Here is a 26,154-nt window from a genome sequence, read left to right on the forward strand (position 1 = left end):
GGCGAGTATCGCGACTGCGGTAGACGATTCTGTGCTGAGAAAGCCTCCGCTTTCAACAAATCACATCAGCTTTCTATTCCACATGGAACAGCTTAGCGATTAGTTGGACTAGAGGGTTGTTTGGCCACGCAAACAAGACACATATGGTTCCTATCGTGCCTAGCAGCTTGGGCTTATGAACCAACCCATATCTCTGTGCAGAATAGATTGGCCCTTGAATCGCAGGCCAGAAAACAATGTGGCCCCCGGCCGCAACTGCAAGCAGGATGAAAAGCAGAGGAATCATAACAGTGATCAGGTTTGAAATGCTCACGATAAAGATGCTGAGCTCAAAGCTGCTTACAGGGCCACTACCTGCTCCCCAATAGAGGACTAGAGCTGGGCCAAGCAATAGCAAGGCCGCAGTTATATTGAAACCCAATAGTAAAATGATCAGCCATGCACTTGAAACGCCCTCACTTTTCCGCAGATACCAGCGGCTTGCCGCGATAAATACAATATCAGAGCCTACTCCGCCGAATAGAATTGCTAAAACCGGCAAGAGTTTATCTATAATCTGTCCGCTTTTCGTCGTTAGGGGAGCCGATATTAGCAGAGCGGTCCATGCGAACCCTAGATATCGAATTCTTCCCGGTGCCAATCCGAGTATCAGCAGCAGTATAGCGATTGCCAATCCCATTAGGGCCGTTCCCGGTCCCTTGTGAAAATGGATAAAGGACCAGAAGAGAAAGACAGCAGCAGAAGAAAGAGAAATAGAAGTCACAGCTGCTTTGGCCGAAAGCAGTTTTTTGCCAAATATCCAATCGAAAGTATGGCTCAAAAGTTTTGCGATTTGCTGCAAGAACGCTGCTTGGCGGCTGAGAGCCGTTCTTGACAGATCGTCCACACGAATCCACAACTCTTCCAACCGGTTCTGCAGGCCGCCTTCTGCAGTTTCGGTAAGGAAGAAAGCCATATATAGAAGAACCAATCCTAATAGTCCAATCAGCAGATGAAAGATGATCACTAGCATGCAAATCCTTGGGCGATTAGTGTAGGTGGCAACCGGCGTATTTTCAATTTCTTTAAATCTGCGCCGGTAAAGGGCTTCTGCAAGCCTTTGGAAACAAAAAACTTTCCCCTCTCTCTTTCTCCCTAAAATTCAAAAAGACTCAAAATCTGGTTTGGGACCAGGGGGTCGGAGATTTTAAATCCTCTCTCCCCGACCATTTATTGTCAGCAAGATGCGCGCATTCCAAAGTCCTAAAAATTCCTGTTGTAGATAAAATGCAACGGTGTTGACCGCGCAGGTTTTTCTTGCAGAATTCCATTTGGCGATCAATCGAAAGATTCAGACTTTTATTTAAAGCCCAGCCCGGCCCTACTCTGCTGACATGTGTCTCTACAACCAGCAAAGCGAGAAGCAGAACTTGATTGCCTACGAAGCAGCTTACGGATTTCAGACGGCCAAGTCGCCTCTGATCGCTGTTTTGTTTCTTGCCTTTTCCCGTTTCGGGAAAGACGCATTTGTTGTTTGGGATTCAATGCGCGTAGATGCCCAAAGAATGTGTAAGTAATTCTCTTAAGTTGAATTCATTCATTGCACACAATTGTGAGTACATTATCGCTGCGTTGTGCTGCAACACTTTTTCTAACTATTGTCCCTGATTTGCTCTTGACTTCCTGGTTCTGATGGGAGAGCATGATTCCTCTTTTTATTGTATGCACAATATGTATACATATTTTTGTGGGATACATCAGCAATGAGGCTTCTCCAATGTTTGATGACGGTCGCGCGATCGGTTCAATTCAAGGGACATTCTGATCGATAGGACGGTATAAGGGAGTGCAAGGGAATACGCGAACATTAATGGATGTGCGTGTTATCGCCGCAGCTCTTGCTGTCGCATTCATCTTAGTGTGCTCTATTTCAGCACAATCGCCGGTACGCCATACTGAAGGCAATTCCGTGACGAGCGGACGTGAGCTCTATAAAGTGCAATGCGCTTACTGTCACGGGACTGAAGGAAAAGGCGACGGGGAAGCGGCGCATCTTTTATTTCCAAGACCACGCGATCTTGCGTCCGGCCTTTTCACATTGCGCTCCACGCCGGCAGGCTCTCCTCCCACTGATGATGATCTTTTGCGCACGATTACGCGGGGCATCCCCGGGTCCGGCATGCCGAGCTTCTCTTTTTTGAATGAGGCCGAGCGCAAAGCTCTGGTCGCCTATGTAGAGAGCATGTCGCCTAAGTTTTCTTCCATGCGGGCGAAGGAGAATCAGTCTCTAAGTTTGAGCGCTAAGCCCGCGGAGTCTGCTGAAATCGTTGCTGCAGGAAAAGCGGTTTATGAAAAGGCACATTGCGCGGCCTGCCATGGCACAGCAGGCCAGGGGGATGGAGAAGGGGCCCGTGATCTGGAAGACGATGCTGGCTTTCCCATCAAGGTACGCAACTTTACTACCGGCCCATTCAAGGGCGGAGCTTCAGTTGAAGATATCTATCTGCGAATCGCTACTGGGATGGATGGAACGCCCATGCGAGTACGTCCGGGCTTGAGCGAGATAGAGCGATGGCAACTGGCGTACTACGTCAAATCGCTTTGCAAAGCGGCTAGTTGTGATTCTACTCCCATGCCCGCCAGCGGCTTGCTCCTTTCAGCCAGGACACGACGCAAGCTGCCGCTGGATGATCCTTTTGCCGCATCCTGGAACAGCGCTCCTACGCTTCGCATACCGCTGAACTCTCTCTGGAACCGCGGCATCGCCGCGCCTGACCTGAGGGTGCGATCGCTTAACGACGGTCATACGATTGCATTTCTTCTGGACTGGAATGACAGCACGAAAAACTCGAGCACTGTTTTGCCGCAGGATTTCAGCGATGCTGTGGCCCTGCAATTCTTTTCCGGTCAAGGAAATGCCACGCTGGCCATGGGAGACACTAATACTGAAGTCACCATCTGGCAGTGGAAAGCTGACTGGCAAGAACATATCGATCGCGGACGGAGATCCGGGCCAGAAGACGCGCATCCATGGATGGTGAATGATCCCTATCCCGTGCCGGGCGCGGCAGCGGTTGAAGCAGGAAATCCCATAGCACTTACACATCGCCTAACCCCCGTTGAAGAGGCGACAGCCCGGGGCTTTGGTACGGTAACGCCAAAGCCCCTGGGATCACAACTGGTCGCGGGAAAAGGTGTATGGCGAGACGGGCAATGGCATGTGGTGCTCTCACGCGCGATTGCGACGAATAGCGGTATTCGAAGCGAAGGTGAAACCAGGCTTGGCTTCGCCGTGTGGGACGGAAGCCAGGGCGATCGCGAAGGGCAGAAAGCAATTTCCACCTGGTACACCCTGATGCTGGGGCGAAAGTGAAACTACGCTACCAATCAAAGGAGAAATGAAATGGCCGACAAGGAGTTTGAGTCGGAAGACCCGATGCAACTGGTCGGCACGCTCATGGAGTGCGATGAAGAAGAGATCGAAGAGATGGGGCTGACTTTTGTCGAGGAGTTCGCGCGGATGCGATGGACGCGTGAAGAGATTATGGCTATTTTCGCCAATCCGCATTATCGCGGCCCGCACACCGTATATCGCGCCAAGGGGCCGGCTTTTATTTCTCGATTGATCGACCTGGTTACCGGCGTTAGTCCCGCCGCAACTTGTTCCACGGATACTTTTTCTCATCCGCAAGAAAACGCCGGGACGGCAAGTTCCAAACAGGAAGGTAAGTGCGATGCCTAAAGTCTATAACTGGCAATTGGGCCGGCCGATGGAGTTTCCACGGCCACAGCAGCGTCCTAAAAGGCAATTTTCCGCCGTGTTCAATATCAATCGCTGCATTGGGTGCCAGACTTGCACAATGGCATCCAAAAGCACCTGGACCCATTCGCCGGGACAGGAAGCAATGTGGTGGAACAACGTGGAGACAAAGCCTTTCGGCGGCTATCCGCATGGTTGGGACATAAAGACGCTTGAACTGCTGGGACCGCAACCAGGCTGGCAGCAGAGTGGCGCAAAAGAAGCAGACGTGAATACTTCAGGCCCTGAAAGCGCTCCCTATGGAGTGTATGAAGGGCAGACGCTGTTTGAAGCGGCCTTGAATCGTGTCTCTGGGAGCGAGCAAAAAGTTGTGGGCTATCTGCCTGCTGACCATGAGTGGCGCTATCCGAATATCTATGAGGATTCGCCCAATGAGCATCCTGAAATCAAAGATGGGATCACGACCCGTGGGTCCCAGCTTCCTGAGCACAAAACTTTCTTCTTCTATCTGGCAAGGATATGCAATCACTGCACGTACGCAGCTTGCCTGGCAGCTTGTCCTAATAACGCGATTTATAAGCGCCCGGAAGATGGAGTTGTTTTAATCGACCAGGAGCGCTGCCGCGGGGAGAGGAAATGTGTGGAGGCGTGCCCCTACAAAAAGGCCATGTATAACCAGGCGACGGGAACATCGGAAAAATGCATTGCCTGTTATCCGCGCCTTGAGGGCAAAGACCCTATCACCCAGGGCAAGCCGATGATCACGCGGTGTAACGCAGCCTGCGTCGGCAAAATTCGATTGCAGGGCTGGGTCGACGATCCTGAAGGTCCGCTGCATTTTCTTGTGCATAAGGAAAAAGTCGCTTTACCGCTTTATCCGCAATTCGGCACCGAGCCGAACGTGTATTACATTCCGCCGCGCTGGGCGCCACGCAAATATCTGGAACAGATGTTTGGGCCGGGCGTTGAGCATGCCATTGAACGCTACACGAATCCATCGCATGAGCTGCTTGGTGTATTGCAGCTTTTCAACTCAATCCAGGTGGTTATCTCCAAATATAAGGTGGCGGAAAAAGAAGCCATTGGCTATGACGACGATGGCCGTGAACTGGTGCGCGTCCCAATTGAAGAACCGATCTATATCCGTCCTAAAAAGCATTTGAACATTACTTAGCAAGGAAACTGGAGTTCCGGTATGCAAGAGATGAAATCAATGGCCTCGGCGGGTGCTATGCAGAACTCGGCAGGCATGCTTCCGTCCACCAATACCATGGCAGGCGAGAGCAAACGAGGCCGCACGGCGCGAAGCCGAGCCATGGTTTATTCCATCCTGGCCCAGGCTTTGTCCTCGCCAAGTGAGGCGCTTTGTTTGGCAGTCAGGGAAGGAGCCCTCAGTGCCTTGCTTGGCGTTGCACTCGAGGATGCACCGCCTGCTCATCGTCGCATGATCGAAGCCGGCTTGCTGGAGAGCTTTACGGCAATCTCCGGCGATGAATCTTTCGCCGGCGCAATTTTGGCCGAATACACGCGTCTGTTTTCATCAAACCTGCACTGCATGCAATACGAGGCCGACTACTTGGGGCGAAACGCAGAAAACTCTGTGCATGTAATTGCGGCAATCGCCAGCATGTATTCCACTTTTGGCGTCAGATTGGCGGACACAGTTGGAGAGCGCCCTGATCACATTGCCGTTGAGCTGGACTTCATGAATTTTCTTGCCGCCAAAGAAGCCTATGCCAGTGACAGGAACCAGGTTGCGAACGCCGGATTGTGCCGTCGCGCGCAAGTCTATTTCTTGAGCAAACATCTGGCCCGCTGGGGCCGCATGTTCGCCGGCAATCTTGCGCAGGCGACCATAGCATCTTTTTACCGCTCTATTTGTGAGCTTCTGGATCGATTCCTTGCCGCCGAAACCAGGTATTTCAAGATTGAAATCTCGCCGGTTATGCCGCAGGAAACCAATGCTTCAGAAAAGTGCGGCTGCAATCACTGTTCAGGGACTAACGCTGAGCAGCCGAAGGAACTGGTGCAGCTTACCGGGCTTGTTCAAGAAATGATGAGCAGAAGCGACTAGAGATTCCCGCAAGAACGAACCTAAAAGGAGACGTGAGTTATGGCTTCCCCCGCCACCGTGAATGTTGAGATTGCAGGTAAAGCTCCGGTCATTCTTACCCCAGTCGCTATTGAAAAGGCGAAACAGTTTATCTCTGAGAAAACACCTGTGCCTGCCGGGTTGCGGATTGGCGTAGCCGGCGGCGGCTGTTCTGGATTTACCTACTCCATGCACTTTGAGAACGTTGCCGGTGAGATGGACAAGATATACGGCTTTGACGGGCTGGCGGTTTTTATTGATGCCACGTCAGCCATGTATCTGCAGGGCTGCGTTGTGGATTATGAAGACACTCCAGACGGCGCCGGTTTCATCTTTGAAAATCCTAATCAGAAGACCACTTGTGGATGTGGATCTTCCTGCAGCGCTTAAGACAGTAGTGCGGCGGCCAGTTTGCCAGAAAGGACTCTCTTGACCACAACTCGACGCGAAGCTCTCAAATACATGGGAACAGTTTTTGGCGCCGCGCTCTTAAACGGCAAAACCACATTGCTCTCGCCGCTGGACTCGATTGGAAATCTTCTGGATTTTTTCCCCAGCCGCGGATGGGAAAAAGTTTATCGCGACCAATACAGCTATGATTCCACCTTCAATTTCCTGTGCGTGCCGAACGACACGCACAATTGCCGCTTGACGGCCTTCGTCCGCGATGGTGTGGCTCTCAGAATTGAACAGGCTTATGACATGGGCGGAGTCGGCGATCTTTATGGCAACAAGGTTTCTGCCGGGTGGGCGCCGCGTGGATGCCTGAAAGGTTACACGCTGGTCCAGCGAGTTTACGGACCGCATCGCCATAAGTTTCCCACTGTGCGCAAATGCTGGCTGGAGTGGGCGGATGCTGGGTTTCCGCGCGAGGGAGATTACGTCGAGAGATATTTTAAAAAGCGCGGTGAGGACGATCGCGTCCGCGTTAGCTGGGACCAGGCCTTTACCCTGATCGCAAAGGCAATTCTCAATATCACGCAGACATATGGCGGGGCGGAAGGCGCGGCGTTGCTTGAGAGACAAGGCTATCCCAAGCCGATGATCGACCAACTTGGCGGCGTTGGCACGCAGGCCATCAAGATGCGCTCAGCCATTGCTGCATGCGGGCCGGTGTCAAAGCAAGGAGCGCTGGTTCGCTTTGCCAATATGCTTGCCCTGGTGGATACGCATGTACGCAAGGTAGAACCGGCGCAGGCAAAGGGCGCCCGCCATTGGACAACTTATGAATATCTTGGCGACATGGACCCCGGCTTCCCCCAGGTTACAGGAGTCAACTCCTTTGATGTTGACATGGCTGATATGCGCCACAGCAAGCTGGTGGTGGTGATTGGCAAGAATTTTGTCGAACACAAGATGGCTGATGTGCATTGGATGGTAGAGGGTATGGAGCGCAAGGCCAAGATTGTCGTGATCGGGCCCGACTACAACCCTACGTCGCAAAAAGCTGATTCGTGGATTCCCGTCCGGCCTGGCTCCGATACGGCGCTCCTGCTGGGCGTCGCCAATCTCATTATCCAGAAAAACTATCACGACGAAACTTTTATCAAGAAGCACTCTGACATGCCTTTGCTCGTGCGCCTGGATACGCTCAAAAAGCTGCGCGCCGCGGACATTATTCCCAACTACAAGAACGCGGAAAATACCGGCTACAGCGCGGAAGTCCAGAAGATCGATCCCAAGATGCGGGCGCAATGGGGCGACTACGTGGTTTGGAATGCAAAGACCAACCAGCCGGCGGTGATCACGCGCGAAGACGTAGGCGACAAAATGCTGGCCAAAGGAATTGACCCGGTTCTGGATGGAGAATTCACCGTGCAAACCGTGGATGGGAAGCCGGTTCGCTGCCGTACTGGGTTCAGCATTCAGCGGGAAGTGCTCTCCTATTACACCGTGGAGCGAGTTTCGCAGATCACGAGCACGCCGCCGAATTTGATCGAGCAACTGGCGCATGACATCGGCACCATCAAGCCGTGCGCGATGCATTCCGGCGAGGGGGTAAACCACTACTACCACGCGGACCTTAAAGGCCGAGCCGTCATTATGCTGTGCACCTTGACCGGCAATTTGGGCACCTTTGGAGCAGGACCAGGAACGTGGGCCGGCAATTACAAAGTCAATTCCATGGATGGTCTGCCCGCGTATGTGGCGGAAGATCCCTTCAACCCCAATGAGGCCACGCCGAAACTCCGCAAGACGTACACCGAAGAGCATCCGGTGTTCTGGGTGAATGGCGGGCCAACGTGGGCGACGGGAAAGACCCACATGCCTACGCCCACGAAAATGATGTGGACGGCAAACACCAACATGATCAACAACTGCCCATGGCTTTATAACCTGCTCACGCATGAGCTGCCCAAAGTGGAGTTGTTCATCAATAATGATTGGGAATATAACCTGAGCTGCGAATACTCTGATATCGCGCTGCCGGTCCCAAGCTGGCTGGAGACAACCCTTCCGGATATTGTGGGCTCGGCTTCCAATCCTTTTTGCAGCATCTGGAAAGGCGGAATTAAACCGATCTTCGATACGAAGATGGATGCGGAAACGGTCGCCGGCGTGGCGCGCAAGCTGACAGAGATGACCGGAGATTCTCGATTCGAAAACTACTTTAAATACATTTTGGAAGGGAAAGCGGAGTTTTACATCCAGCGCCTGATGGACGCTTCAACCACGCTCAAAGGCTATAACTGCGAGGAAATCCTGAAGTCGGGCCGCTCCGTCCTCATGAACTTCCGCACCTATCCACGGATTACGGGATATGAGCAAATCCAGGAGAGCGCGCCGTTTTACAACAAGACAGGACGACTGGAGTTTTACCGCGAAGAGGATACCTTTATTCGCGAAGGTGAAAATGTTGTCGTTCACCGCGAGCCGATCGAAGCCACACCCTATCTGCCCAACGTAATTATTTCTGGGCCGGCTGCGGGGCTCCGGCCTGAGCCACGAAATATTCCTGTTACCGCCACCAGCGCGGATGACAGAGGCAAGCGCAACCTTGTCTTGCCATGGGAAAAGGCGAAGGACATAGAGAATCCGCTTCACGCCAGGGGCTACAAATTTGTATTTATCAGCACCAAAACGCGGCATTCCACGCATTCCTCATGGATGATGGCGGACTGGAACAAGATGTGGATCTCCAGCTTTGGCGATCCTTACCGCAGTGACAAAAGATCACCAGGAGTTGGCGAGCCAGAGATCAGGATCAATCCACAAGATGCCAAGGCATTGGGCATCAATGACGGCGATTACGTGTGGGTGGATGCCAATGATGAGGACCGTCCTTATAAAGGATGGAAACCGGATGATCCGCTGTACCAGGCGGCGCGCCTTAAGTTGCGTGGCCGTTATGATCCCCGTGTTCGTCCTGGAATGGTCATTTCACGCCATGCGCCCTGGGCGGCAACGCCAAGAACTGTAGCCGCACAGCGCAATCGCAAAGATGGGCGCACTCTCAGTGACAGCGGTTATGAATCCAATTTCCGGAGTGGCTCACTGCAAAGCTGCGTGCGGGTTTATTGCCAGCCCACCATGATGACCGATGACCTGATACGAAAAAATTCAGTCGGGCAGGGCATTGGACAAGGGCAAGGCAATGATGCCTATGGCGTGAACACTCCTTACAAGGAAGCCCTGGTAAGGATTACAAAGGCTGAGGACGGCGGCATTGATGGCCACGGGCAGTGGGAGCCTACGCTCACAGGATTTACTCCCGGCAATGAGAGCGCAACCATGCGCGAGTACCTGGAAGGCAGCTTTATCAAGAATAAATCTGACTCATGAACTGCGGGATATGGAGGATTGCTAATTGTGCGCCTGATGCGATAGTGGCCGCACTGCACGTTCAAAGAGGATATGACCTTGCATGGTAAGCAGAGAACAACTCACGGGCGCACCTTCTTTCGTGATCATCGCAGCTTTTAAGCTGCTGCCTGAGTGGGCACAGGCTGACGACTCGATTCGCGCACTCGCGGCGGCGGAGTTGACCGGAGTGCTTACCGAATCATCGCAAAGAGTTGAGGCCAGCATCTACCTGAGCCAGGGGCTTAAGGCCTCGGCCGATTTTTTTCTCAGGATCCATGCCAATGATCTGGCGGAAGCCCAAAGTTATGTCAATGAATGTGCGCAGACCATCATCGGCCGCCACTCGCTAATCGCCGACATCATGATCGGCATCTCCAAACCGCGCCGTTACATTACGCAAGAGAACTCGGCCCGGCTCAATGAGCAGCTGAACAACAGCAAATATGAAAGCGCAACGCCGCGCTATGCCATTGTGATTCCGGTGAAGAAAACCGCGCGCTGGTGGAACATGCCTGAAAGCGAACGCCTGCATGAGATTGAGGTGCACACGCAAAAGTCGCTTGCCTACATGAGTTGTGTGAAACGCGAGCTCTATTACAGCACCGGCCTGGACGAGCAAGACTTTATTACCTATTTCGAGACAGCTGATCTCCAGGCATTTCATGAGCTAAATGCCGCGCTGGCAGGCATTCGTGAAAATGAATTTCAGATCAGATGCGAACACCTCATGCTGCTGGGGGCCATCCGCAGCGTTTCTGAAATTGCGCGTATTTTAAGCCGGCAACCAGCACCTGATGCTACTTGATACAGCTGTTCTCAGTTTAATTCCAACTACGAGGAGCAAGAAAAATGAGAAAGAAGTTACTAATGCCTATCTGCGCAGCTTCATTGCTGGGAGTTGCGATGACGGCTTCCGCGGTCCGGACAACCGCCGCAGCTTTTGAAGACAAAGCGGCAAGCGTTACCGTGAAGATGATCAATTTTACCTACTCTCCCGATCCGTTGACGGTGCCGGTGGGGACCACTGTGCGCTGGGTCAATTATGACGACGATCAGCACAACGTGGTGAGTGACGACAAGAGTTTCAAGTCGAAGCTGCTGGACAAGAACCAGGAGTACTCCTACACGTTCACCAAAAAAGGAACATACCGATACATCTGCTCAATTCATCCCAAGATGGTTGGCAAAGTAACTGTTGAGTAGGCAAGCCGCATGCACCCATTCGATATCAAAACGGCGCTGATGGCGAAACATGCTCAGCATGTAGTGTTGATTCATTTTCCCATCGCATTATTCTTGTGCGGCACTGTGTTTGACTTTTTGGCGCAATGGACGCACAAAGCCACTCTGGCTGCAGCCGCCTATTACAACCTGATTGTTGCGGCCATAATGTCTTTGCCGGTTGTAATCACCGGCATCCTGGCTTGGCGACTACAACTGGAGGGCCAGTCTCTGAAGGGAGTTCTGCTGCAACATCTGGTGCTCGCAGTGGTTTCAACGGTGCTGATCTGGCTGGCGTGGTGGCTGCATTTTCGCGCAATACGTTCTGAGCGTGCCGTGCCAAGCTATCGGCTTGCAGTGGAGTTCGCGGGAGTCATCACGATTACCCTGGCGGCGCATCTGGGTGGGTTTTTGAGCGGTGTAAATCTTCCCTAGGATAGTTTTCTGCGCCGGTTGCCTTGTAGCGCTGAAGCCTGGCGATCAAAATCAGCTACGTAAATTCGGGCAATCCCCCGACGAACGACTTGTACCATGTCTTGAAGCTTGCGAGAAACGTGTTTCTGAATGGCTTGAATCGCACTTTCAGCATCTCGCGCCTGCAAAGCGCGGGCCACCGTTACGTGATCTCCAAGGGATCGGCTTCGTGGCCTGCCTTCCATATCAATGAGCCGGACAAAACGAATGCGCGCGTTTACGCTTTTCAATGCTTCAGTTAATTGTGCATTGCCTGAGAGCCGTGCGATTTCTTCATGGAATTGCTCATCGAGTTCCACAATGCGTTCCACAGAACAATCCGCGGGCTCGCGGTTTGCGAGTCTCGCCATTTTTGACAGAAGGGAAAGCTCCTCGTCACTAGCGCGCTGTACCGCCAATCGGACGGCCGTACATTCCAGGGCAAGACGGAGTTCATAAAGATCAAAGCACTCTTTGGGGTTGAGGTCGCGCAGCGAGAAGCCTCTTCCATCGGCGCTCAGGAAGCCTTCATTGACCAGCCGATTTAAAGCCTCGCGAACGGGAGTCCGTGATACGGAGAACCTTTCCGCGATATCTAATTCTGTCAGCCGTTCACCGGGCTTGAGCTTGAATGTGATCGCCATCTCACGCAAGCTGGAATACACCCTGTCGGATTCACGAACGTCGGGAGCGAGTGGCGTATGCCGATTCTGGGCTTGAGGCATTGGTTTTGTCCGACTGCTAGATTATATGGATTTTTGGCTGGTGTGCACAGATCGAAAGTGAGGAGGAGGGTTTGGCAGCCATTTCAGATGTGCTAGGCCTGTTTTTGACAGATTTGTGAGTGTGAAAGCCTGCAGCTTCACAGATCGCTACAGTTTCGGTAAACGCCCAAACGGGCCCAAAACGGCCTAGAACAGGCTTAATAACAGTCACTTACAGTCTTGCGTGGATTTTCTATAGATTCCAATGGACCCTAAAAATCTCATTCGGAATTACAGTTGGAGGTTCAAATCTCTGTCCGACCATTTATTACGAGTGCCATTAGCGCAAACATAGCGGAAGACTGGGCGTTGTCCGAGCAGGCCAGCCCAACAGCGCGTACCGTCGTTGTGGTGAACCGCTTATTTGAAAAAGACATATTCAAGGATGGCCGCGCCATCGGAAAAACACTTCAGCAATAGCCAAGACATCTCAGGCATTCTCGAGATCGTGGGAATGACCGAAGATACAAATTATTGGTTGCGCCTATGTACCACGGCAATCCTTCTGATCGAACCAATGAAATTAAGAAGCATAGCTTAGTACTTCCCGCGCTTTCTATCAAAATGGCGCGACCTCCCGGGTTTACCCAAGAACCGCTCGTAAGTTTCCCTATTCTGCCAAAAAAGCATCTCAGAGAAGGTGGATTTCGTCCGAACGCTTTGGGGTTGCGCATGAGGCCCAGTGCTTATGCGGCAAGCCTTACGTGGCAAAGGCCTTATGTGATAAAAACTTAGGGAGCAGACTGTGATGAGCGCGAAGATAAGGAACTGGACTGCAGCCCTGCTTTTCCTGGCCGCCACGTGTATCGGTGGGGCAGGGAGGCAGGCTGAAGGACAGCTCCGCTGGGACTATCCTCCCAAGAAAGCGCCCATACGCTTGCGCCTGGTTGCCATAGCTTTTGCTGACCACCCTCGCTCTTCTTTCTTCTCCAGCCAGGAAGTGTTCGTTGCCGAAACCGAGATCTCGCACGAAGAGTGGGGTCTCATCAAGCTCGTCTTCACCTTTCTCCCATATGAGCCCCGGCTGTCGGAATCCGGCTTTGATTACTCAGTGGTCCATGAGGTCTCAGCCTGGCGAGACGAGGCTTGCGACCAGACCATTGCGCAGTTAACGGCGCGGAGCCAGCCTGATCGCCATGAGCCGTTGATCTATTCTCGTAACGTGCCTAGAGAGGACCTGGACCGCAGACGCATCCCGCTGCCCTGCTATGAAACGACGGCGAATGAATATATAAAATCGAGCTTCGAGCCTGTTCCTCAGCCCCTGAAGCCACATGGACCTGTTCTTGAGGTCCCTCCAAACTCGAAATGACGGCCAGCGGGTATGGCAAACCCCTTCCGCTTCTTCTCTAATCACCCCCACTTTGGATCGCCCATCGTTCGCGCACATTGCGAAGGCGGATTTCAAGCACCGTTAGAAACCCAGTTTGCGCTCAGCGCTCGGCAAAAGGGCTCAAAAAATCAGGGTTACTCCAAGCCTGAGCAGCAGAATAGATGCTGAAAACAAAAGGCTTAACCTCCATACCAGCTTTTCCTGGGTGATCGATGAAACGCTTAAGCCCCGTTTATCACTAGGTATTTGTAAGGCGGTTAGCCATAAGGTGGGCGAGCCGCAGTTCCCGCATTACTGGAGCGAGCGTGACGTCGGGAAAACAAGAACTCCAAGCCGGAGGCGGTGGCCTCCCCGCACTAACCCTGGACGGTCGAGAGTCAGCGGTGTCGGGGTCTTCAGCGGGAGGATACTTTTGCCGGAGCTCGTATCGGGAGAGTTTCTGAAGTGAAAAGCGCGTCTTTGCAATCACGGACCAGCAAGAAGAAAGGGGCGGGCACTTTGTTGACCTACTCCGCTTCAGGTGTGTCCGTAGGCGCCACAAAACGGAAATCAGCAGCAAAGGCTGAAGTATACTGGATTGAAAGATCTCCAGTGGACTTCTACTCTTTCGATGAAGAATACCTGCGCCGCCTCGGGGCCCATGATCCTGCCACCGAAGCTCATTTTGTCGCCTACTTTAGTGAACGGCTAAGAATCACTTTGCGTGCGCGCGGCATTGACTCGCACACGATTGAAGATGTGCGCCAGGAAACGTTTTGCCGCGTATGGGTTGCCGTCCAGTCCGGCAGCGTAAATAATGCGCAGGGGTTCGGCGCTTATGTGCATGCGGTTTGCAAGAATGTTCTTTCAGAAAGCCGCCGGGTTGACATCCGCAACCAGCACGATTCCCTGGATGGGACTGATGTTATTGATCAGCAACTTAGCCTGGAAGAATTGATGCAGCGAAGTGAGAACAGCACCCTGGTGCGCGCCATTCTGGCTGAGCTTCCTGAAAGGGACCAGCACTTGCTGCAGGCGCGTTTCTTTGAGGACCGCGATAATGAAGAAGTTTGTGGCGATTTTGGTGTGGATCGCGACTACCTTCGTGTCCTGTTTCACCGGGCCATTCAAAAGTTTGGGGAACTTTACAAGAAAAAATTTAACTAGCAGGCCGATAGCTGCGCAAATCCAGGGGAAAAGACGATGAACGCACGAATGATAAACCACGATGACGCAATGAAAGATCTCATGGCGGAGCGCTACCTGTTAGGCGAACTAAATACGGCTGAACGAGATGCGTATGAGCAACACTTGTTTTCTTGTGACGCCTGCTTTGAGCAGGTAAAGGCAGGGACGGAGTTTGTGACCCATTTGCGGCACATTGGAACGGAAGCTCCGCAGCCGACTCTCCCCGGCTTCATGTCCCGTCTTATGACGAGTGTGCGTCAGCCCGTAACCATTACGGCGTTTGGGCTTCTGTTATTTGCGTCTGGCGTTGCAATCCACCAGAATTCGATGATCGCCCATCTGAAGGAACCTCGCCCTGAAATACGTTCTGTATTAACGGGGGTGGCTCATGGTTCCGGCGAAACCCACCTGATACAAGCTTCGAAAAACTCTTCCCTGAGCCTGAATGTTGAGTATGCGCGGAAAGGCGAATTTATCTCATATCGGGCCCAGATTCTCTCGAGTTCCGGAAAAGCGCTGCATACGGTCGCGCTGCCGGAAACTCAGGTTGGAACTACAGCTACCATAGCTCTGCCGGCCGACGCGTTGAAACCGGCGCAGTATTCAATGGTGGTTTTCGGGCGCAGGAGTGATGGCACGCAAGAGGAAGTAGGTCGCGGCGCTTTTGAATTGCAGTTCACTGACTAACTGGTTCCGGGCTTTTGACACGGTTTGACGCAGTATGTTTTCCCTACGCTATCTCTCTTCCGGCGGCACAACTCTTCGCCAATAATCGGCCGTAGTACAATCGGCGTATTCGGGCCCAAAGACACCCCCTCGCTTTATGGTGTCTATAAGTGTGCCCAGCCCAGTTGTTTATCCGCTGTAGTACATGGAGAAAAAAATGAAGTGTACGCGCCACCACTCGCAACATATGTACCATGCCTCGGCTTACTCTGTTTCAGCCGAATTCGAAAGACCCAAAAAACATAGCATGGCCCCGCAAGCCTCAGTCGTTCTTGCCGGCCACGGTGGTCATGGATCCAGTCGCGCCTCAGCCTACAACGTTGATGGCCTTATTTCCTTCAAAAATGCTTACTCTGAAGTCGGCGGCAGTTTTGATGACTGCCACGGCATGCACACCACTCACGCCTGGTCCGTCGTTGAGGGATTGAACGTTGCGGACATGCTCACCGCGGATCGCGTTGTCGCCCGCATGGCCGTTTATCATGAGCCAACCGGTGGCAGCGAAGCCACCTATGACATCACCGGCAGCTATTTTGAAAATCTCCGCATTGCCGGCCATCCAGTCGAGTTAGAATTGGCCACTCACGTTTTCCACGACCACGACACATATCCAAAGTTGGCTAAGGCGCACAAAGCCGGTAAAACCGACGATTGGCTGGTCGGAAGCAAGCTAATGCAACTTAAGAACGATGAGTTGACAGATTTGGAAGACAAGTATCATGCCCTGATCGGCATGTCTGAAGTGGTCAAAGAATGGAAGAGCCCCAAACGGCCGACGGACCGGGGAAGCTATTGGTTCTCCCCGGCAAACAATCTCGAGTGGAAGCCTTCGTCCGAAATCCTGGGTTTTGGCTCCATCATCTGTATTCCAAAATTCGGGGTCATTCGTCTGGCGGAAATGGTAGTGCATCGTCATTCGCGAACGCTGCGCATGTTCCGGGTTCAGATGTGCTCGTCAGGACACGGCACATCAGATGGTGGAACTACAACAGGTGGCGGTACTGGCGGGGGCACCTATCCCACGCCTCCAGGCTAATTACGATTATCGCGCTAATGCTTATTAGCATGATCGGCTGCGAAAATAAGCGGGCCTCTCTGGAAAAGCGATACGCTCAGGCCCGCCTTTTATTTCAGCAGGGCTATACTGATCAGCCCCTTCCGCTTGCGGAAGCGGGCTTGAAAGAATCTGCAGGATATCCGGACCTGAATTGGAAATTTCGCGTTCTCACCGCGGAAGCTCGAAACCGCAAGAAGCTATTCACCGCTGCACTGGAACCTCTGGAACCCGAACCTCCTTCAAATATCCCCGCAGAAATATTCTGGCGTCGCAAAGTTGCTCAGGCTATGTCTTTTTGCCAGTTGGGCAGATACCCAGAGATGGAAGATCACTTTGCCCAAGCCGCGGCATTGCAGGCAGAGCCTGGGGCCTTGAACTATGCTCGTGGGAGGTGTGCAGCTTTCCAGCACAAAATAAAGGATGCCGAGAACTATTTGAGGCTGGTTACCGCGCAAGGCTCAAATCCAGATCCTTTTCTCAAGGCTTACGCACTGGCTACCCTCGCGGCATGGGCAAGTGGCGATCTCCGTTACGATGAAGCGATTGACCTAAATAAGGAAGGCCTGGCAATTCTTCACACGTTGCATGCCCCTCCTCTAGAGAAACTGGTATTGGGGAATTTGGGCCAGCTGTATGTAGACTTGTCAGATTTCAAAAATGCCCTGGAATTCGCTGAAGCAGGAAAGAAAATAGCTTCTGAATTGAAAGATTCCAGCCAGCTAAGATTTCTCTTGATTATAGGCGTCGCTAGGGCCATCGAAGGGCAATCCGGCTTGGCGGAACAGTCATACAACCATGCTCTTGCCATCGCGACAAAACTGAAGGATAACGACGCCATCGCCGAATGTTTGTACGGCATGACGATGGTCAAGCTGGGTCAGCATCAACTTGACGAGGCGGAAAAATACCATCTCCAAGTATCCAAACTTGGACTAGACCATCTACCGAATTGGCAATTGGCTGAAGCAGCTATTGAGGCCGCCCATGGCAATTATGCCAAAGCCATTCTCGGATACCGCGAGGTACTCCAACAGCAGGAAGCCGCGGACGCGCAGCAACATCTCTTTCATTTCAAGCAAATTTGGTTGAGCCAATCCCGGCTGGCCGGCGCATATGCAGCGCAGGGTAACAGCTCTGAAGCGGAAAAGTGGTTCCAGCGCAGCATCGCCACCATGGATGCTGGCATTAAAAGCCTGAAGCACCCCGAACTCCGAACTGCCCTGCGCGACAACACTCCAATTTATGACGGATATGTAACCTTCCTCATCAGCCAGAAACAATACGCCAAAGCGCTGCAAGTCGCGCAAGCAGGCCGTGCCCGCACTTTGTTGCTGGATGAGGAAAAGCCAACTTCTAAAACTCCGGTTGCAGAGGACGCCAAGGTTTGGCTCTCAAAGATCCAGCATTATCTCGGTCGTGACAGATCAGTGCTGCTCTCCTATTTCGAAACCCGGGACGAGTGTTATTTATGGACCGTTACGGCTACCCAGTTGCGCCTTTTTCCGTTAGGCATAAAGGGGCCGGATTTAGACAACCTCATCGATTCCTACCAGCAGGAGATTCAGCAGCACTTGCCTCTTGCGGACAGCTCAGCGGCGAAAAAGCTGTATCAGTTTATGGTCCAACCGGCGAGCGATCTTATTCCCAAAGGCTCGCATGTAATCGTGGTTGCAGACAGTAAAAGCTACAGCATTAACTTTGAAACGGTCGTTTCTTCCCGGGGGACGGACCACTACTGGATTGAGGATGTGGAGTTGGAGAATGCGAGATCGATTGATCTGCTCATTGCGTCTCATCCAAAGCGTGCTCCCGCAAAAGGCCTTCTGTTAATAGGCGCTCCAGCTCAAGCTGATTCGCATTTCCCCGAACTACCCCATGCTCCAGAGGAGATGGCTAGTGTGCGAAAGCATTTTTCGTCCAGCAAGATAACCAGCTTTTCTGGGAAAGATGCCACGCCTGATTCGTATTTAAGAAACTCGCCCGGCTTGTATAAATTTATTCATTTGTCTACGCACGGCACTCCCAATGCGATCGACCCTCTGCAGTCGGCGATCATTCTGTCTTCCGGCAAAGATGGCAATTTCAAGCTTCTGGGCCGGGACATTATCGAGGGCAAAGTGCGGCTCAACGCGGAGCTTGTCACCATTTCCGCCTGCGAAGGAGTAGGAACCCAATTGCAGTCGCTGGAAGGACTGCTTGGCCTGGAGTGGGCATTCATGCGGGCCGGAGCGCATCAGGTCGTTGCGGCCGTATGGGACCAGGATGACGCCGTAACGCCCGCGCTGATGGACGATTTCTACGATCAGCTCACACACGGCAAAAGCGCGACAGACGCTCTTCACCACGCCAAGCTAAACATCCTTAAGGCTGGCGGTTTTCATGCTGCTCCTTATTATTGGGCATCACTCCAGCTTTACACGCGGTCATAAAAAAGCCGGCGTTGTCAGGCGCCGGCCAACTTGCAGGTTGCTCATCCAAAATTATTCAGCAGCAATGGCGCAGAGTATTCGAATCCGTTGAACGCGCTCTGTGCGCGTGCCGGATGGTCTTGGGCTGCATCCTGATCAACGTGACTTTGCTTCTGGGAGCCCGGTCCAACTGATTGTACTCCGCCACAAATTGCTGCTTTGCCCTGTGAAGCAGCACACGCAAATACTCCCGGCTTACGCCCAGTTCCATGCACACTTCATTTTTGTCTCGTTGTTCAAAGAAAACCGCCCGCAGTATCTTCTGGTCTTTGGCTGGAAGTTTTGCCAGCACCCGCTGTACCTGCAGCTTGGTTTCTTCCGCCAGAAGCATGCCGTCCGGCGTCAGGGATTGGTCCGTGGGATCGCGCTGCAGGTCATCCAGAGGCTTTATCCGGGCGCGCGAGCGGTACGATTCGCGGAGTATGTTGTTGCAGACCGAACTCACAAAAGCGCCGAACCGTTCCGGTTGGCGAATGCCGCCTTCGGCACGCACCGCCGCCCAGGCCCGCAACAGGGTTTCCTGCTGCACGTCCTTGATGTGCTCCGGACACATCAACCGGCGGCGCAGCTTGTTATGGAGGATTTTGCTGAAATATGCCACAAAGTGGGCTTCGGTGGTTACATCCTGCGCCCTGAGTTCGTGCAGGTATGTTTCATTGAACTGATGAAAATCCATGCATTGTGCGGTGGCCATCCCGTCTCCTTACAGCGCGCTCTTCGCTCGATTAGCGCTGCGCAAACGGCATTCTCCGCAGGTTCCGGGTTTCTCCTCCCATGCCTGTCGGGCACATCAATTGATTGAGTGCTAAACCGTTGCTTGTTTCATAAGACGCTGGTGCTCGGGATTTCCCTGTCAGGTTTTAACTTTTGTTTTTAAAGTTTTTTCCCGATCGGGGAAAAACAGTCGGCGGGGGGCGCCATTGGCAAAAAGGGCAGGTTTTGGGGTTCGATTCGCTAAAAGCGGGCCGATGCGCCGATTGCCATCAGCCCGCTTCATAGGCAGCTTTCTTGGGAAATCCTTAGGGATGGATCACGATCACGCCGCCGATTTGGCAATCAACGAGTGACGCCACATTCATCAGCCGCGGTCTTCCAAGCTGTGAGGTTAGTGCAGCCGACTTGAACGTGGCTTGTGCGCCGTCACGCCACAGCATGCTTCCCCTGCGGATCGCCTTTGATAGTCCCTCTACCGTCCCGCTCTGGACCTCGGGGCCGGTACTCAAAACCTCCATGGAAAGCGCCGGGAAATAGCTTTTCAATTCAGCAAAGGCAGAGTGGGCATGCTGTCCCGTGGGATCCTGGGCATCCAACGGGAGGCCCGCAGCCACCGCGAGATTGGCAAAGCGTGAAACTGCTCCGGCCTGAGGGTTCCAGCCTGTATCTGGAATCAGCGCCAAGGCTGATGGATCGGTCACGTGATAAACGAATGCATAGCTTGTCGGCATCACGGCGGAACGGCGATTGCCAAAAGCGTCAATAATCTCGGCCTGCCGTGTGCTCAGTGCCACCACCCGGTCCGGAGCGGGAAGGACAAAAGTGAAGAATGGCGCTTTCTCATTATTCAGCGCCAGGTGAAGCTGGCTGGCCGAGAGGCGAAACGCATCCGCCCCGCTGGGCAATTCATAGTGCGTCTGCTGCACATCGTCAACACCGGCCACACCGCCTAGCATGTATGTTGACTCAGGCGCATTCGCATTGTTGATCAGGTAGCGGTGTCCGTCCACTTTGGGCGCGAACACCCGTACCTGAGGATTATCCATGAAGAAGATGAACGGGCCTTCAAAGACCAGATTCATGGTTGTAAAAGCCACAGGGGCCACTGTGGGCTTGCTGCTAAAAGTCGAGCAGCCCACTGTTGTAACTACTGGCAACGAAGCTAAAGCTTTCAAAAGCTCACGTCGGTTCATAGGTATTTCCTCTCTTAAGCTCCGAAAGTGAGGATTGTAGGCTTCGATAGTTATTGCAACAAGAAAAAGCGCTCCGTCATCGATAATTATCTTCGCTGTCCAAGCCGTCCAACTCGAAAGGTTTTCTTTGATCTAATCACGTCATCCGTTTGGACCTGCGCCCGTGCGCACAATGATTCCTCCTGTCTGGCAATCGACTGTCTCGGATACACGTAAAACCCGCCTCCTCGGTGGCGTGCCTTCGATTACTGCAGGGATCACTGCCCGGTCGAAGTTTTCCAATAAGGATGTAGGTTGAGTCCGTGCAGGCGTCTGCGATTCATCTTCGGCGTGGCCAATTCTCGCCAGAGAGTATCTCTCCACTAGGTCGGGAAAGGAGGAACTCAAGATAAAATTGAAAAACTTAATTGCATGGGCGCGTCGTTTTTCATCGCTATTTCGCACACGCGGGGCAGCACCAAAGAAAAATCTAAGGACTCCGGGAGGACAGTGGGGTGAGGCTTCGCAATGCTCCCCTAGTTCGGTGCAAGACATTTTCACTTTCTCAGGTTCGTCCACATAGTATTCGAGTATGTGATTTGTAGGCATCATGCCCGTTTTTTTTGAATTAAAGGTCACATCCAGCGGCCGCCCACCGAAGTTGATGCTGTTTGGAAAAGGCAGGATGATTGTTGCCACCCGCGGCGGCAGCTTCCATTTTTCGGTGCTAGCCAGAAAGTCCTGAAACCCAGGGTTGATATACGTATCGGCGTAGTTCCTCAGCCCATTGGTCGATAATTCAAATTGATACCCTGCTGCGTCTTTTGTTGCTGGTGGCCTGGGCTTTTCCGGATTATTAAAGAAGAAATCGTGGGCGAGATCGTCTTGCCCTGATTCAGCCCTCGGAATAAAGGCCACAACGCGATTAGGGTGGCCTTTTTGCAGTACAACTGCAAAGGCGCCTTCAAGAAGTATTTGTACCGTTCGGATCTTCATCTCAGACGGAGCAGGCGGCTTTGTTTCGGGCTTTTCTTCTGGTTTGCATCCCGCTACGCCTGCGATAGGTAACGCCGCGAGTCCTTTAAGAATGTCGCGTCTATTCATTTTGTCTCTTCTCCTGACGAACTCCATGCTCGAAATTGACCACCAAAGGGAACATTGACTAGAGCGCCCTAATTTACTCTTCCCGTCACACTGAATCCAGCCCAATAATAAGGGTGCGGCAAAACAGCCAGAATTTCTTTCTTGGCTTTGAACATTGCCTGGTCAACTGTGTCTCCGGCGCTGACGTGTTGATAGAAACTGACCATAGTTCTGGAGGTCGTTGAGGCATCCACATTCCAATGGCTGGCAATGATTTGCGGTACACCGGCCTCAAGAAAAGCATGCACCAAACTATCGGAATCCCAAATTCCATTGTCTCGTGCTTTCGCCGTGGAGCAAGCCGCCAAGACTACCAGTTGGGTGCTTGCAAAAAGACCGGGACTAAAATCTCTTGCCGACAAAGACCGCCCTTGGCTGAATGCTAGGGCTGTTCCGCTTCCATCCGCACGCCCATGTCCCATATAGTGGAAAACGACATTTTCACTGAGCTTTCCTTTCAATTGGGCCCAGGTTCTGGTGGTGGAATCGACTATGGTAGATCGAGGAAAAAGTTCGGCAATTGTTTTTCGTTGAGCATCAAGCCCGGGTAAATATCCCGAATTGGGAGCGCGGGACGCATCCAAAACAAAAATGGCCGTTCGTCGATTAATTGCTTTGCTCCGCCGGGTAAGATTGCTTTCAGCGTGACTGCCCGCCGAGTAAATTAGGGAAAATTTCTCGCCAAAATACCAGCCACTTGGACTCTGCAAAGCTTCCATGGGTAGGTTATAGGCAAGGCGGTCCAATTCAACCACTACTGGCTCAGACTCCCGCAAATCAGCGACGGCCGACTGTAGCAGCCTTCTATATAAACTGACACCTTGCTCCTGCACTGCGCTCAACGCCGAATTCGGGTCCGCGCAACGATCGGCAAACTCGCGAATGCTTCTCTCAAAGTCTTTTTGGTCCCATTCGATCCAACTGCCGACCACGCCAGCGCCTGTGTTCCTCCAGACTTGCACGCCATCCTTAAAACTGGCGACAATCAAACGATTTCCCCGGTGCATCGATGACGGTTCTGAGGCGCGTTTTTTTGCGGACTTATCGGCTTCCTTGCCATCGAGACCCTGTGATTGAAAACCCTGGAGCATTGGTCGGTCCTGATACCACTCCCATTGTTCCAATGCATGTTCAGGTTGTTTCTGTTCCAAAAGAACTCGTACAAGACCGCGATAGCTATCATCTGCGGCTCGCACCCAGGCAAGCCGCTCAGGCCCGTCCTTAAGTTTCGACAAAGATAATTCTGCTAGGTCCACCGCAGCTTGGTATGCCGCGGTAGCTTCCCCGAGACGGCGTAATTCCCAATTAATATTTCCAAGAACTCGATAGTAGCTGACAACAATAAATTTATCCTGAATGGACGTGACAAGTGGTTCTACGGGCCGAAGAGTGGCCAAAGCCAGCTCAGGGTCGCCATGAAGCAATTGCATTTCCGCCGGTTCGATCTTGGTTCTGAGCACGTAAACTTTCTTGTATTCCTCGTCAGACTCTTTGAGCAGTGTCGATGCTGTTTTGTTCTCTGCCGCTGCTAGGTCCATTTCTCTCAGGGCAAGCAATATATTCGCCAAGCGCAAATGCAGCATTCCCTCACGAACCCTGTTCCTTGGCATGTAAGTGCGGGGGTCTTCGCGGTTGGCAATAGTGTGACGCAGAAGCGCTTCTGCCAGATTTAACGATCCGGTTTCTCTAGCGCATTGCCACATCACGGCATAAAACTGATCAAGGCGTTCAAATGGGAATGCCCCCTGCCAATACAACTCCAGGCCAGCCACTCCCAAACTCCAGGATTCATCACATTTTCCCTGTTGGTGTTTCATTCCGGCAGAAATGCCGAGGACGCGCATCTTTTGGACTGGAAGGCCGGAATTAGCTGCAATATCTAAGCTCTGTTTTGCCTCGCGATCGGAATCTACTAATTCAATCTGAAAATTTCGACATTGAGCGTCTTCCAATAACAACTGTGCATGCAGCCAGCGATAGGAAGTGCCAGATAAGATTTGCAACAATGGACCTGCGCGGGCAAGGCAGGTTGCCCCCTGAAGCTTATTCCTTATTGCGTATACTTCTGCGAACCCAGTCAGGAGTGCTGCTGGACGATTTTTGCTCTGGGCAAATGCAGCGCCAGCCTCGTGCAACCGAGGTAGAGCCTTGTCATAGCGGCCCTCTTCGTTATCTTGGATGGCACCGCTTAACTTTTGGACGGCCCTGAGGTCCTTTGATTGAACAGCCGCCAGAAAATCTCTCCACCAGAAATCCTGGTGTTCCGCAAACACTTCCGCAAGCCCCTCGAGCGCACGATACGCATCGCTGTTGTTGTCCGCTACGGCGATCGGAAGCCACTGACTCAAGGCTTTTTGCTGGTATTGTTCCGGATCCTCAGGTCTCAGAGTTCCCTGGGTTTTTTGTTGCAAAAAAAAACCGGGTCTGAATAACTCTGGCGATGCATGTTGGAGCTTTTTTCTTTTGCTGCTGCAAGCCGCTGCCGCGCTTCGTTCGTCCATCCGCTGGTGCTATCAACCTGGAGATATTTTTCCCACGTCTCCACGGCCAGGTCCCAGGCCTGAGTCTTCTCATACGCGATGGCGAGATTAAACAGCGCGCTGGCGTGATCATCTTTGCTCAGGTTTGGCTTGCTCAGGACCTCACTCAGCAGGTTGAGCGTGCGCTGCAGGTTAGGATGTTCGGCGCGGCTGTCGCGCTCAAAGTAGCTGGCGGCCAGATCGATCTCGAGGCTGGGAGTAGCCAATCCGTCCGACCGCGCCCGTTCAAAATCTTTTTCGGCTTTCTCAAGACTGCTCGGAGTGGCTTCCCATAGCAATGCGCGCCCCTGGATTTGCAGCCAGTGCGGATCTGCTTTTGCAGCGCGAAGATTTTTATTGGCGGCGCCGCTGGCATCGTGAAGCGATGGTGGTACTTCATCCACGCTAAGTCCATCCTGCGCGCCCAGCACCACCGGAAATGGGCTATAGGGCGAGTAACTGACGGAGGGCAAACGCATTGCGGTTGTACGCCGCTCCACAAAAGCCGCCGCTACCTGCTTTTGCGCCTGGTGCAACTGGAATGCGGCCAACAGCGCGGGCCCTTGAATGAACGCGAAGATGACCGCCGCCATCGCCACCATGGCCGGCACAAGCTTCAGCCAGGGAAAGCGGCGGCCACCACCAATCGACTCCCGCACCAACTTCTTTTGCCACGCAGGTTTGGAACTCTGCAAGTCTTTGAGGATGGCAACATTTTCCGGCGATTGTTCTTCAGAAAACTCCCTCAGGTATTGCCGCAGCGTGGGCCCGCAAAACTTGCATTCGGCAACGTGCAGCATTGTCTGCTCGGCCATTGCCGGCGCCAGTATTCCGGCAGCCAGTTCCTGGAGCACGTCGTTATCCGGACAATCAGGCCGGGAGGCGTTCATAGAGCAACCTTCCTGAAGCAAGTAATTTCCGGCAGGATAAGCTGTTGGCGTATGCCTGCCGCCATGGCAGCAAGAGCAGGGTGGCTTTGCGCGGACACCACACGCCCAGAGCCGACCAACGGCGGCGTGGAACCCGGCATGTTTCGTTTTGCGATCTCGTTCATCTGATCCCTTATACTGCCTCTTCTATCCCTAAAGACGTAAGAGGCCGCTTGAAACCTTTTGCCGCTTCTAAGCCGATGAAAATACTCATGGTCAATCGCCCGTTTTGGGTTCTTTGATCCCCAGTTTTTCGCGAACCTGGCGGCCCAGGCGAAACAGAACGGCTTCCACACCTTTTACCGTGAGCCCGACAGCTGGCAGCAAAGAAATTTCTTTTGCCGTATAACCCTGCTCGTAAAAGAACCAGAAAATGGACAGATCCCTATCGTAGGTGTCAGAGGACGACAGCGTTTCTAAAATTCCCTTGATCTCCTCTTTCTTATGCAAAAACTCAAGGCACTCGCGATCGCGCGGTCCGGGCGGCAAAACGGAATCGCTGATCTCAATTTCATCGGCTTTATTTACAGGCTGGCGGAAGTGGTCACGCACAACATTTGAAGCTATTACCTTCAAATATCCGAAGATCGTATTTTCGAATTCATTTTTTATGGCACGCAACGCCTTTTTGTCGTTGGCAAAAAGTTTCAGGTACGTGTCCTGGATCAGATCATCCACCAGGCTTGGGAACGGCGTTTTCCAGCGGCGCACGGTATTGATAATCACGCTGGCGATCAGGGGCTGGGTCCTGCGTACAAGTTCATGCCAGTGCACTTGTCCATCTTGCCCGTCTGAGCTCAGGCAAAGATGAAGCAGGTCCCGAATTGAGATTTCTTCTTGTGCCATCCGGCGG

Annotated in this window: 22 protein-coding genes; 14 read left to right on the forward strand and 8 right to left on the reverse strand. The window is 52.7% G+C overall.

Annotated features, from left to right (window positions below):
• Nucleotides 1-73 precede the first annotated feature (73 nt).
• On the reverse strand, nucleotides 74-1,012 hold the full coding sequence (locus LAO76_23150) for a hypothetical protein (GenBank protein ID MBZ5493827.1): 939 nt from the start codon (nucleotides 1,010-1,012) through the stop codon (nucleotides 74-76).
• 837 nt (nucleotides 1,013-1,849) lie between these two features.
• On the opposite strand from LAO76_23150, the gene LAO76_23155 reads away from it, so the two are divergent.
• The 9 genes from LAO76_23155 (at nucleotide 1,850) to LAO76_23195 (ending at nucleotide 11,291) form a co-directional block, all read left to right on the forward strand.
• The gene (locus LAO76_23155; protein ID MBZ5493828.1) at nucleotides 1,850-3,352 is read left to right on the forward strand and encodes a c-type cytochrome; all 1,503 of its coding nucleotides are present in this window, start codon (nucleotides 1,850-1,852) and stop codon (nucleotides 3,350-3,352) included.
• Nucleotides 3,353-3,382: 30 nt separating this feature from the next.
• Nucleotides 3,383-3,721, forward strand: a complete 339-nt coding sequence (locus tag LAO76_23160) for a hypothetical protein (protein ID MBZ5493829.1) — start codon at nucleotides 3,383-3,385, stop codon at nucleotides 3,719-3,721.
• Complete coding sequence (locus LAO76_23165; GenBank protein MBZ5493830.1) at nucleotides 3,714-4,913, forward strand: 4Fe-4S dicluster domain-containing protein; 1,200 nt, start codon at nucleotides 3,714-3,716, stop codon at nucleotides 4,911-4,913. Before LAO76_23160 ends, LAO76_23165 begins: the two co-directional genes overlap by 8 nt.
• Nucleotides 4,914-4,934: 21 nt before the next feature.
• On the forward strand, nucleotides 4,935-5,813 hold the full coding sequence (locus LAO76_23170; GenBank protein MBZ5493831.1) for a molecular chaperone TorD family protein: 879 nt from the start codon (nucleotides 4,935-4,937) through the stop codon (nucleotides 5,811-5,813).
• 39 nt (nucleotides 5,814-5,852) lie between these two features.
• Nucleotides 5,853-6,221 (forward strand): iron-sulfur cluster assembly accessory protein, encoded by a 369-nt coding sequence (locus LAO76_23175; GenBank protein ID MBZ5493832.1) that lies wholly within the window; start codon nucleotides 5,853-5,855, stop codon nucleotides 6,219-6,221.
• A gap of 39 nt (nucleotides 6,222-6,260) precedes the next feature.
• A complete protein-coding gene (locus tag LAO76_23180; GenBank protein ID MBZ5493833.1) occupies nucleotides 6,261-9,614 on the forward strand; it encodes a molybdopterin-dependent oxidoreductase in 3,354 nt (1,117 codons plus the stop codon).
• A gap of 82 nt (nucleotides 9,615-9,696) precedes the next feature.
• On the forward strand, nucleotides 9,697-10,440 hold the full coding sequence (locus LAO76_23185; GenBank protein MBZ5493834.1) for a chlorite dismutase family protein: 744 nt from the start codon (nucleotides 9,697-9,699) through the stop codon (nucleotides 10,438-10,440).
• A 62-nt stretch (nucleotides 10,441-10,502) separates the two neighbouring features.
• Entirely contained in the window at nucleotides 10,503-10,838 is a 336-nt protein-coding gene (locus LAO76_23190) for a cupredoxin family copper-binding protein (GenBank protein ID MBZ5493835.1), read from the forward strand.
• A gap of 9 nt (nucleotides 10,839-10,847) precedes the next feature.
• Nucleotides 10,848-11,291, forward strand: a complete 444-nt coding sequence (locus LAO76_23195) for a DUF2231 domain-containing protein (GenBank protein ID MBZ5493836.1) — start codon at nucleotides 10,848-10,850, stop codon at nucleotides 11,289-11,291.
• On the opposite strand, the gene LAO76_23200 is transcribed toward LAO76_23195, so the two are convergent.
• Nucleotides 11,288-12,034, reverse strand: coding sequence for a GntR family transcriptional regulator (locus LAO76_23200; GenBank protein MBZ5493837.1), 747 nt, complete (start codon nucleotides 12,032-12,034; stop codon nucleotides 11,288-11,290). The genes LAO76_23195 and LAO76_23200 overlap by 4 nt on opposite strands.
• Nucleotides 12,035-12,821: 787 nt before the next feature.
• On the opposite strand from LAO76_23200, the gene LAO76_23205 reads away from it, so the two are divergent.
• The 5 genes from LAO76_23205 to LAO76_23225 all read left to right on the forward strand — a co-directional run bounded on the left by LAO76_23205 (nucleotide 12,822) and on the right by LAO76_23225 (nucleotide 18,785).
• Nucleotides 12,822-13,385, forward strand: a complete 564-nt coding sequence (locus LAO76_23205; protein MBZ5493838.1) for a hypothetical protein — start codon at nucleotides 12,822-12,824, stop codon at nucleotides 13,383-13,385.
• Between the two features lie 612 nt (nucleotides 13,386-13,997).
• Nucleotides 13,998-14,552, forward strand: coding sequence for a sigma-70 family RNA polymerase sigma factor (locus LAO76_23210; protein ID MBZ5493839.1), 555 nt, complete (start codon nucleotides 13,998-14,000; stop codon nucleotides 14,550-14,552).
• 36 nt (nucleotides 14,553-14,588) lie between these two features.
• Nucleotides 14,589-15,260, forward strand: a complete 672-nt coding sequence (locus LAO76_23215; protein ID MBZ5493840.1) for a zf-HC2 domain-containing protein — start codon at nucleotides 14,589-14,591, stop codon at nucleotides 15,258-15,260.
• Nucleotides 15,261-15,546: 286 nt separating this feature from the next.
• Nucleotides 15,547-16,335 carry a hypothetical protein gene (locus LAO76_23220; protein MBZ5493841.1) on the forward strand — a complete coding sequence of 263 codons (789 nt, stop codon included), beginning with the start codon at nucleotides 15,547-15,549 and terminating at the stop codon, nucleotides 16,333-16,335.
• A 140-nt stretch (nucleotides 16,336-16,475) separates the two neighbouring features.
• Nucleotides 16,476-18,785: a CHAT domain-containing protein gene (locus LAO76_23225; protein ID MBZ5493842.1), complete on the forward strand. Its 2,310-nt coding sequence runs from the start codon at nucleotides 16,476-16,478 to the stop codon at nucleotides 18,783-18,785.
• Between the two features lie 55 nt (nucleotides 18,786-18,840).
• Here the strand turns inward: LAO76_23225 and LAO76_23230 are convergent, their stop codons facing one another.
• From LAO76_23230 to LAO76_23255, 6 genes are all read right to left on the reverse strand, one after another.
• Nucleotides 18,841-19,518, reverse strand: a complete 678-nt coding sequence (locus LAO76_23230; protein MBZ5493843.1) for a sigma-70 family RNA polymerase sigma factor — start codon at nucleotides 19,516-19,518, stop codon at nucleotides 18,841-18,843.
• Between the two features lie 325 nt (nucleotides 19,519-19,843).
• Nucleotides 19,844-20,731, reverse strand: coding sequence for a hypothetical protein (locus LAO76_23235; protein MBZ5493844.1), 888 nt, complete (start codon nucleotides 20,729-20,731; stop codon nucleotides 19,844-19,846).
• 141 nt (nucleotides 20,732-20,872) lie between these two features.
• Nucleotides 20,873-21,814 carry a hypothetical protein gene (locus tag LAO76_23240; GenBank protein ID MBZ5493845.1) on the reverse strand — a complete coding sequence of 314 codons (942 nt, stop codon included), beginning with the start codon at nucleotides 21,812-21,814 and terminating at the stop codon, nucleotides 20,873-20,875.
• Nucleotides 21,815-21,882: 68 nt separating this feature from the next.
• On the reverse strand, nucleotides 21,883-24,354 hold the full coding sequence (locus LAO76_23245; GenBank protein MBZ5493846.1) for a CHAT domain-containing protein: 2,472 nt from the start codon (nucleotides 24,352-24,354) through the stop codon (nucleotides 21,883-21,885).
• Nucleotides 24,237-25,262 carry a hypothetical protein gene (locus LAO76_23250; protein ID MBZ5493847.1) on the reverse strand — a complete coding sequence of 342 codons (1,026 nt, stop codon included), beginning with the start codon at nucleotides 25,260-25,262 and terminating at the stop codon, nucleotides 24,237-24,239. Before LAO76_23250 ends, LAO76_23245 begins: the two co-directional genes overlap by 118 nt.
• Nucleotides 25,263-25,517: 255 nt before the next feature.
• Nucleotides 25,518-25,979 (reverse strand): sigma-70 family RNA polymerase sigma factor, encoded by a 462-nt coding sequence (locus LAO76_23255; GenBank protein MBZ5493848.1) that lies wholly within the window; start codon nucleotides 25,977-25,979, stop codon nucleotides 25,518-25,520.
• Nucleotides 25,980-26,154: the final 175 nt, after the last annotated feature.

It is taken from the genome of Terriglobia bacterium (genome assembly GCA_020072645.1).
Lineage (GTDB): Bacteria > Acidobacteriota > Terriglobia > Terriglobales > Acidobacteriaceae > Angelobacter.

Coding starts and splice junctions, on each gene's coding strand:
- LAO76_23230 (MBZ5493843.1), bottom strand. CDS start 19,518: ATGGCCACCGCACAATGCATGGATTTTCATCAGTTCAATGAAACATAC.
- LAO76_23165 (MBZ5493830.1), top strand. CDS start 3,714: ATGCCTAAAGTCTATAACTGGCAATTGGGCCGGCCGATGGAGTTTCCA.
- LAO76_23175 (MBZ5493832.1), top strand. CDS start 5,853: ATGGCTTCCCCCGCCACCGTGAATGTTGAGATTGCAGGTAAAGCTCCG.
- LAO76_23250 (MBZ5493847.1), bottom strand. CDS start 25,262: ATGAACGCCTCCCGGCCTGATTGTCCGGATAACGACGTGCTCCAGGAA.
- LAO76_23190 (MBZ5493835.1), top strand. CDS start 10,503: ATGCCTATCTGCGCAGCTTCATTGCTGGGAGTTGCGATGACGGCTTCC.
- LAO76_23160 (MBZ5493829.1), top strand. CDS start 3,383: ATGGCCGACAAGGAGTTTGAGTCGGAAGACCCGATGCAACTGGTCGGC.
- LAO76_23235 (MBZ5493844.1), bottom strand. CDS start 20,731: ATGAACCGACGTGAGCTTTTGAAAGCTTTAGCTTCGTTGCCAGTAGTT.
- LAO76_23150 (MBZ5493827.1), bottom strand. CDS start 1,012: ATGCTAGTGATCATCTTTCATCTGCTGATTGGACTATTAGGATTGGTT.
- LAO76_23200 (MBZ5493837.1), bottom strand. CDS start 12,034: ATGCCTCAAGCCCAGAATCGGCATACGCCACTCGCTCCCGACGTTCGT.
- LAO76_23205 (MBZ5493838.1), top strand. CDS start 12,822: ATGAGCGCGAAGATAAGGAACTGGACTGCAGCCCTGCTTTTCCTGGCC.
- LAO76_23240 (MBZ5493845.1), bottom strand. CDS start 21,814: ATGAATAGACGCGACATTCTTAAAGGACTCGCGGCGTTACCTATCGCA.
- LAO76_23185 (MBZ5493834.1), top strand. CDS start 9,697: ATGGTAAGCAGAGAACAACTCACGGGCGCACCTTCTTTCGTGATCATC.
- LAO76_23215 (MBZ5493840.1), top strand. CDS start 14,589: ATGAACGCACGAATGATAAACCACGATGACGCAATGAAAGATCTCATG.
- LAO76_23170 (MBZ5493831.1), top strand. CDS start 4,935: ATGCAAGAGATGAAATCAATGGCCTCGGCGGGTGCTATGCAGAACTCG.
- LAO76_23195 (MBZ5493836.1), top strand. CDS start 10,848: ATGCACCCATTCGATATCAAAACGGCGCTGATGGCGAAACATGCTCAG.
- LAO76_23155 (MBZ5493828.1), top strand. CDS start 1,850: ATGGATGTGCGTGTTATCGCCGCAGCTCTTGCTGTCGCATTCATCTTA.
- LAO76_23220 (MBZ5493841.1), top strand. CDS start 15,547: ATGGCCCCGCAAGCCTCAGTCGTTCTTGCCGGCCACGGTGGTCATGGA.
- LAO76_23245 (MBZ5493846.1), bottom strand. CDS start 24,354: ATGGACGAACGAAGCGCGGCAGCGGCTTGCAGCAGCAAAAGAAAAAAG.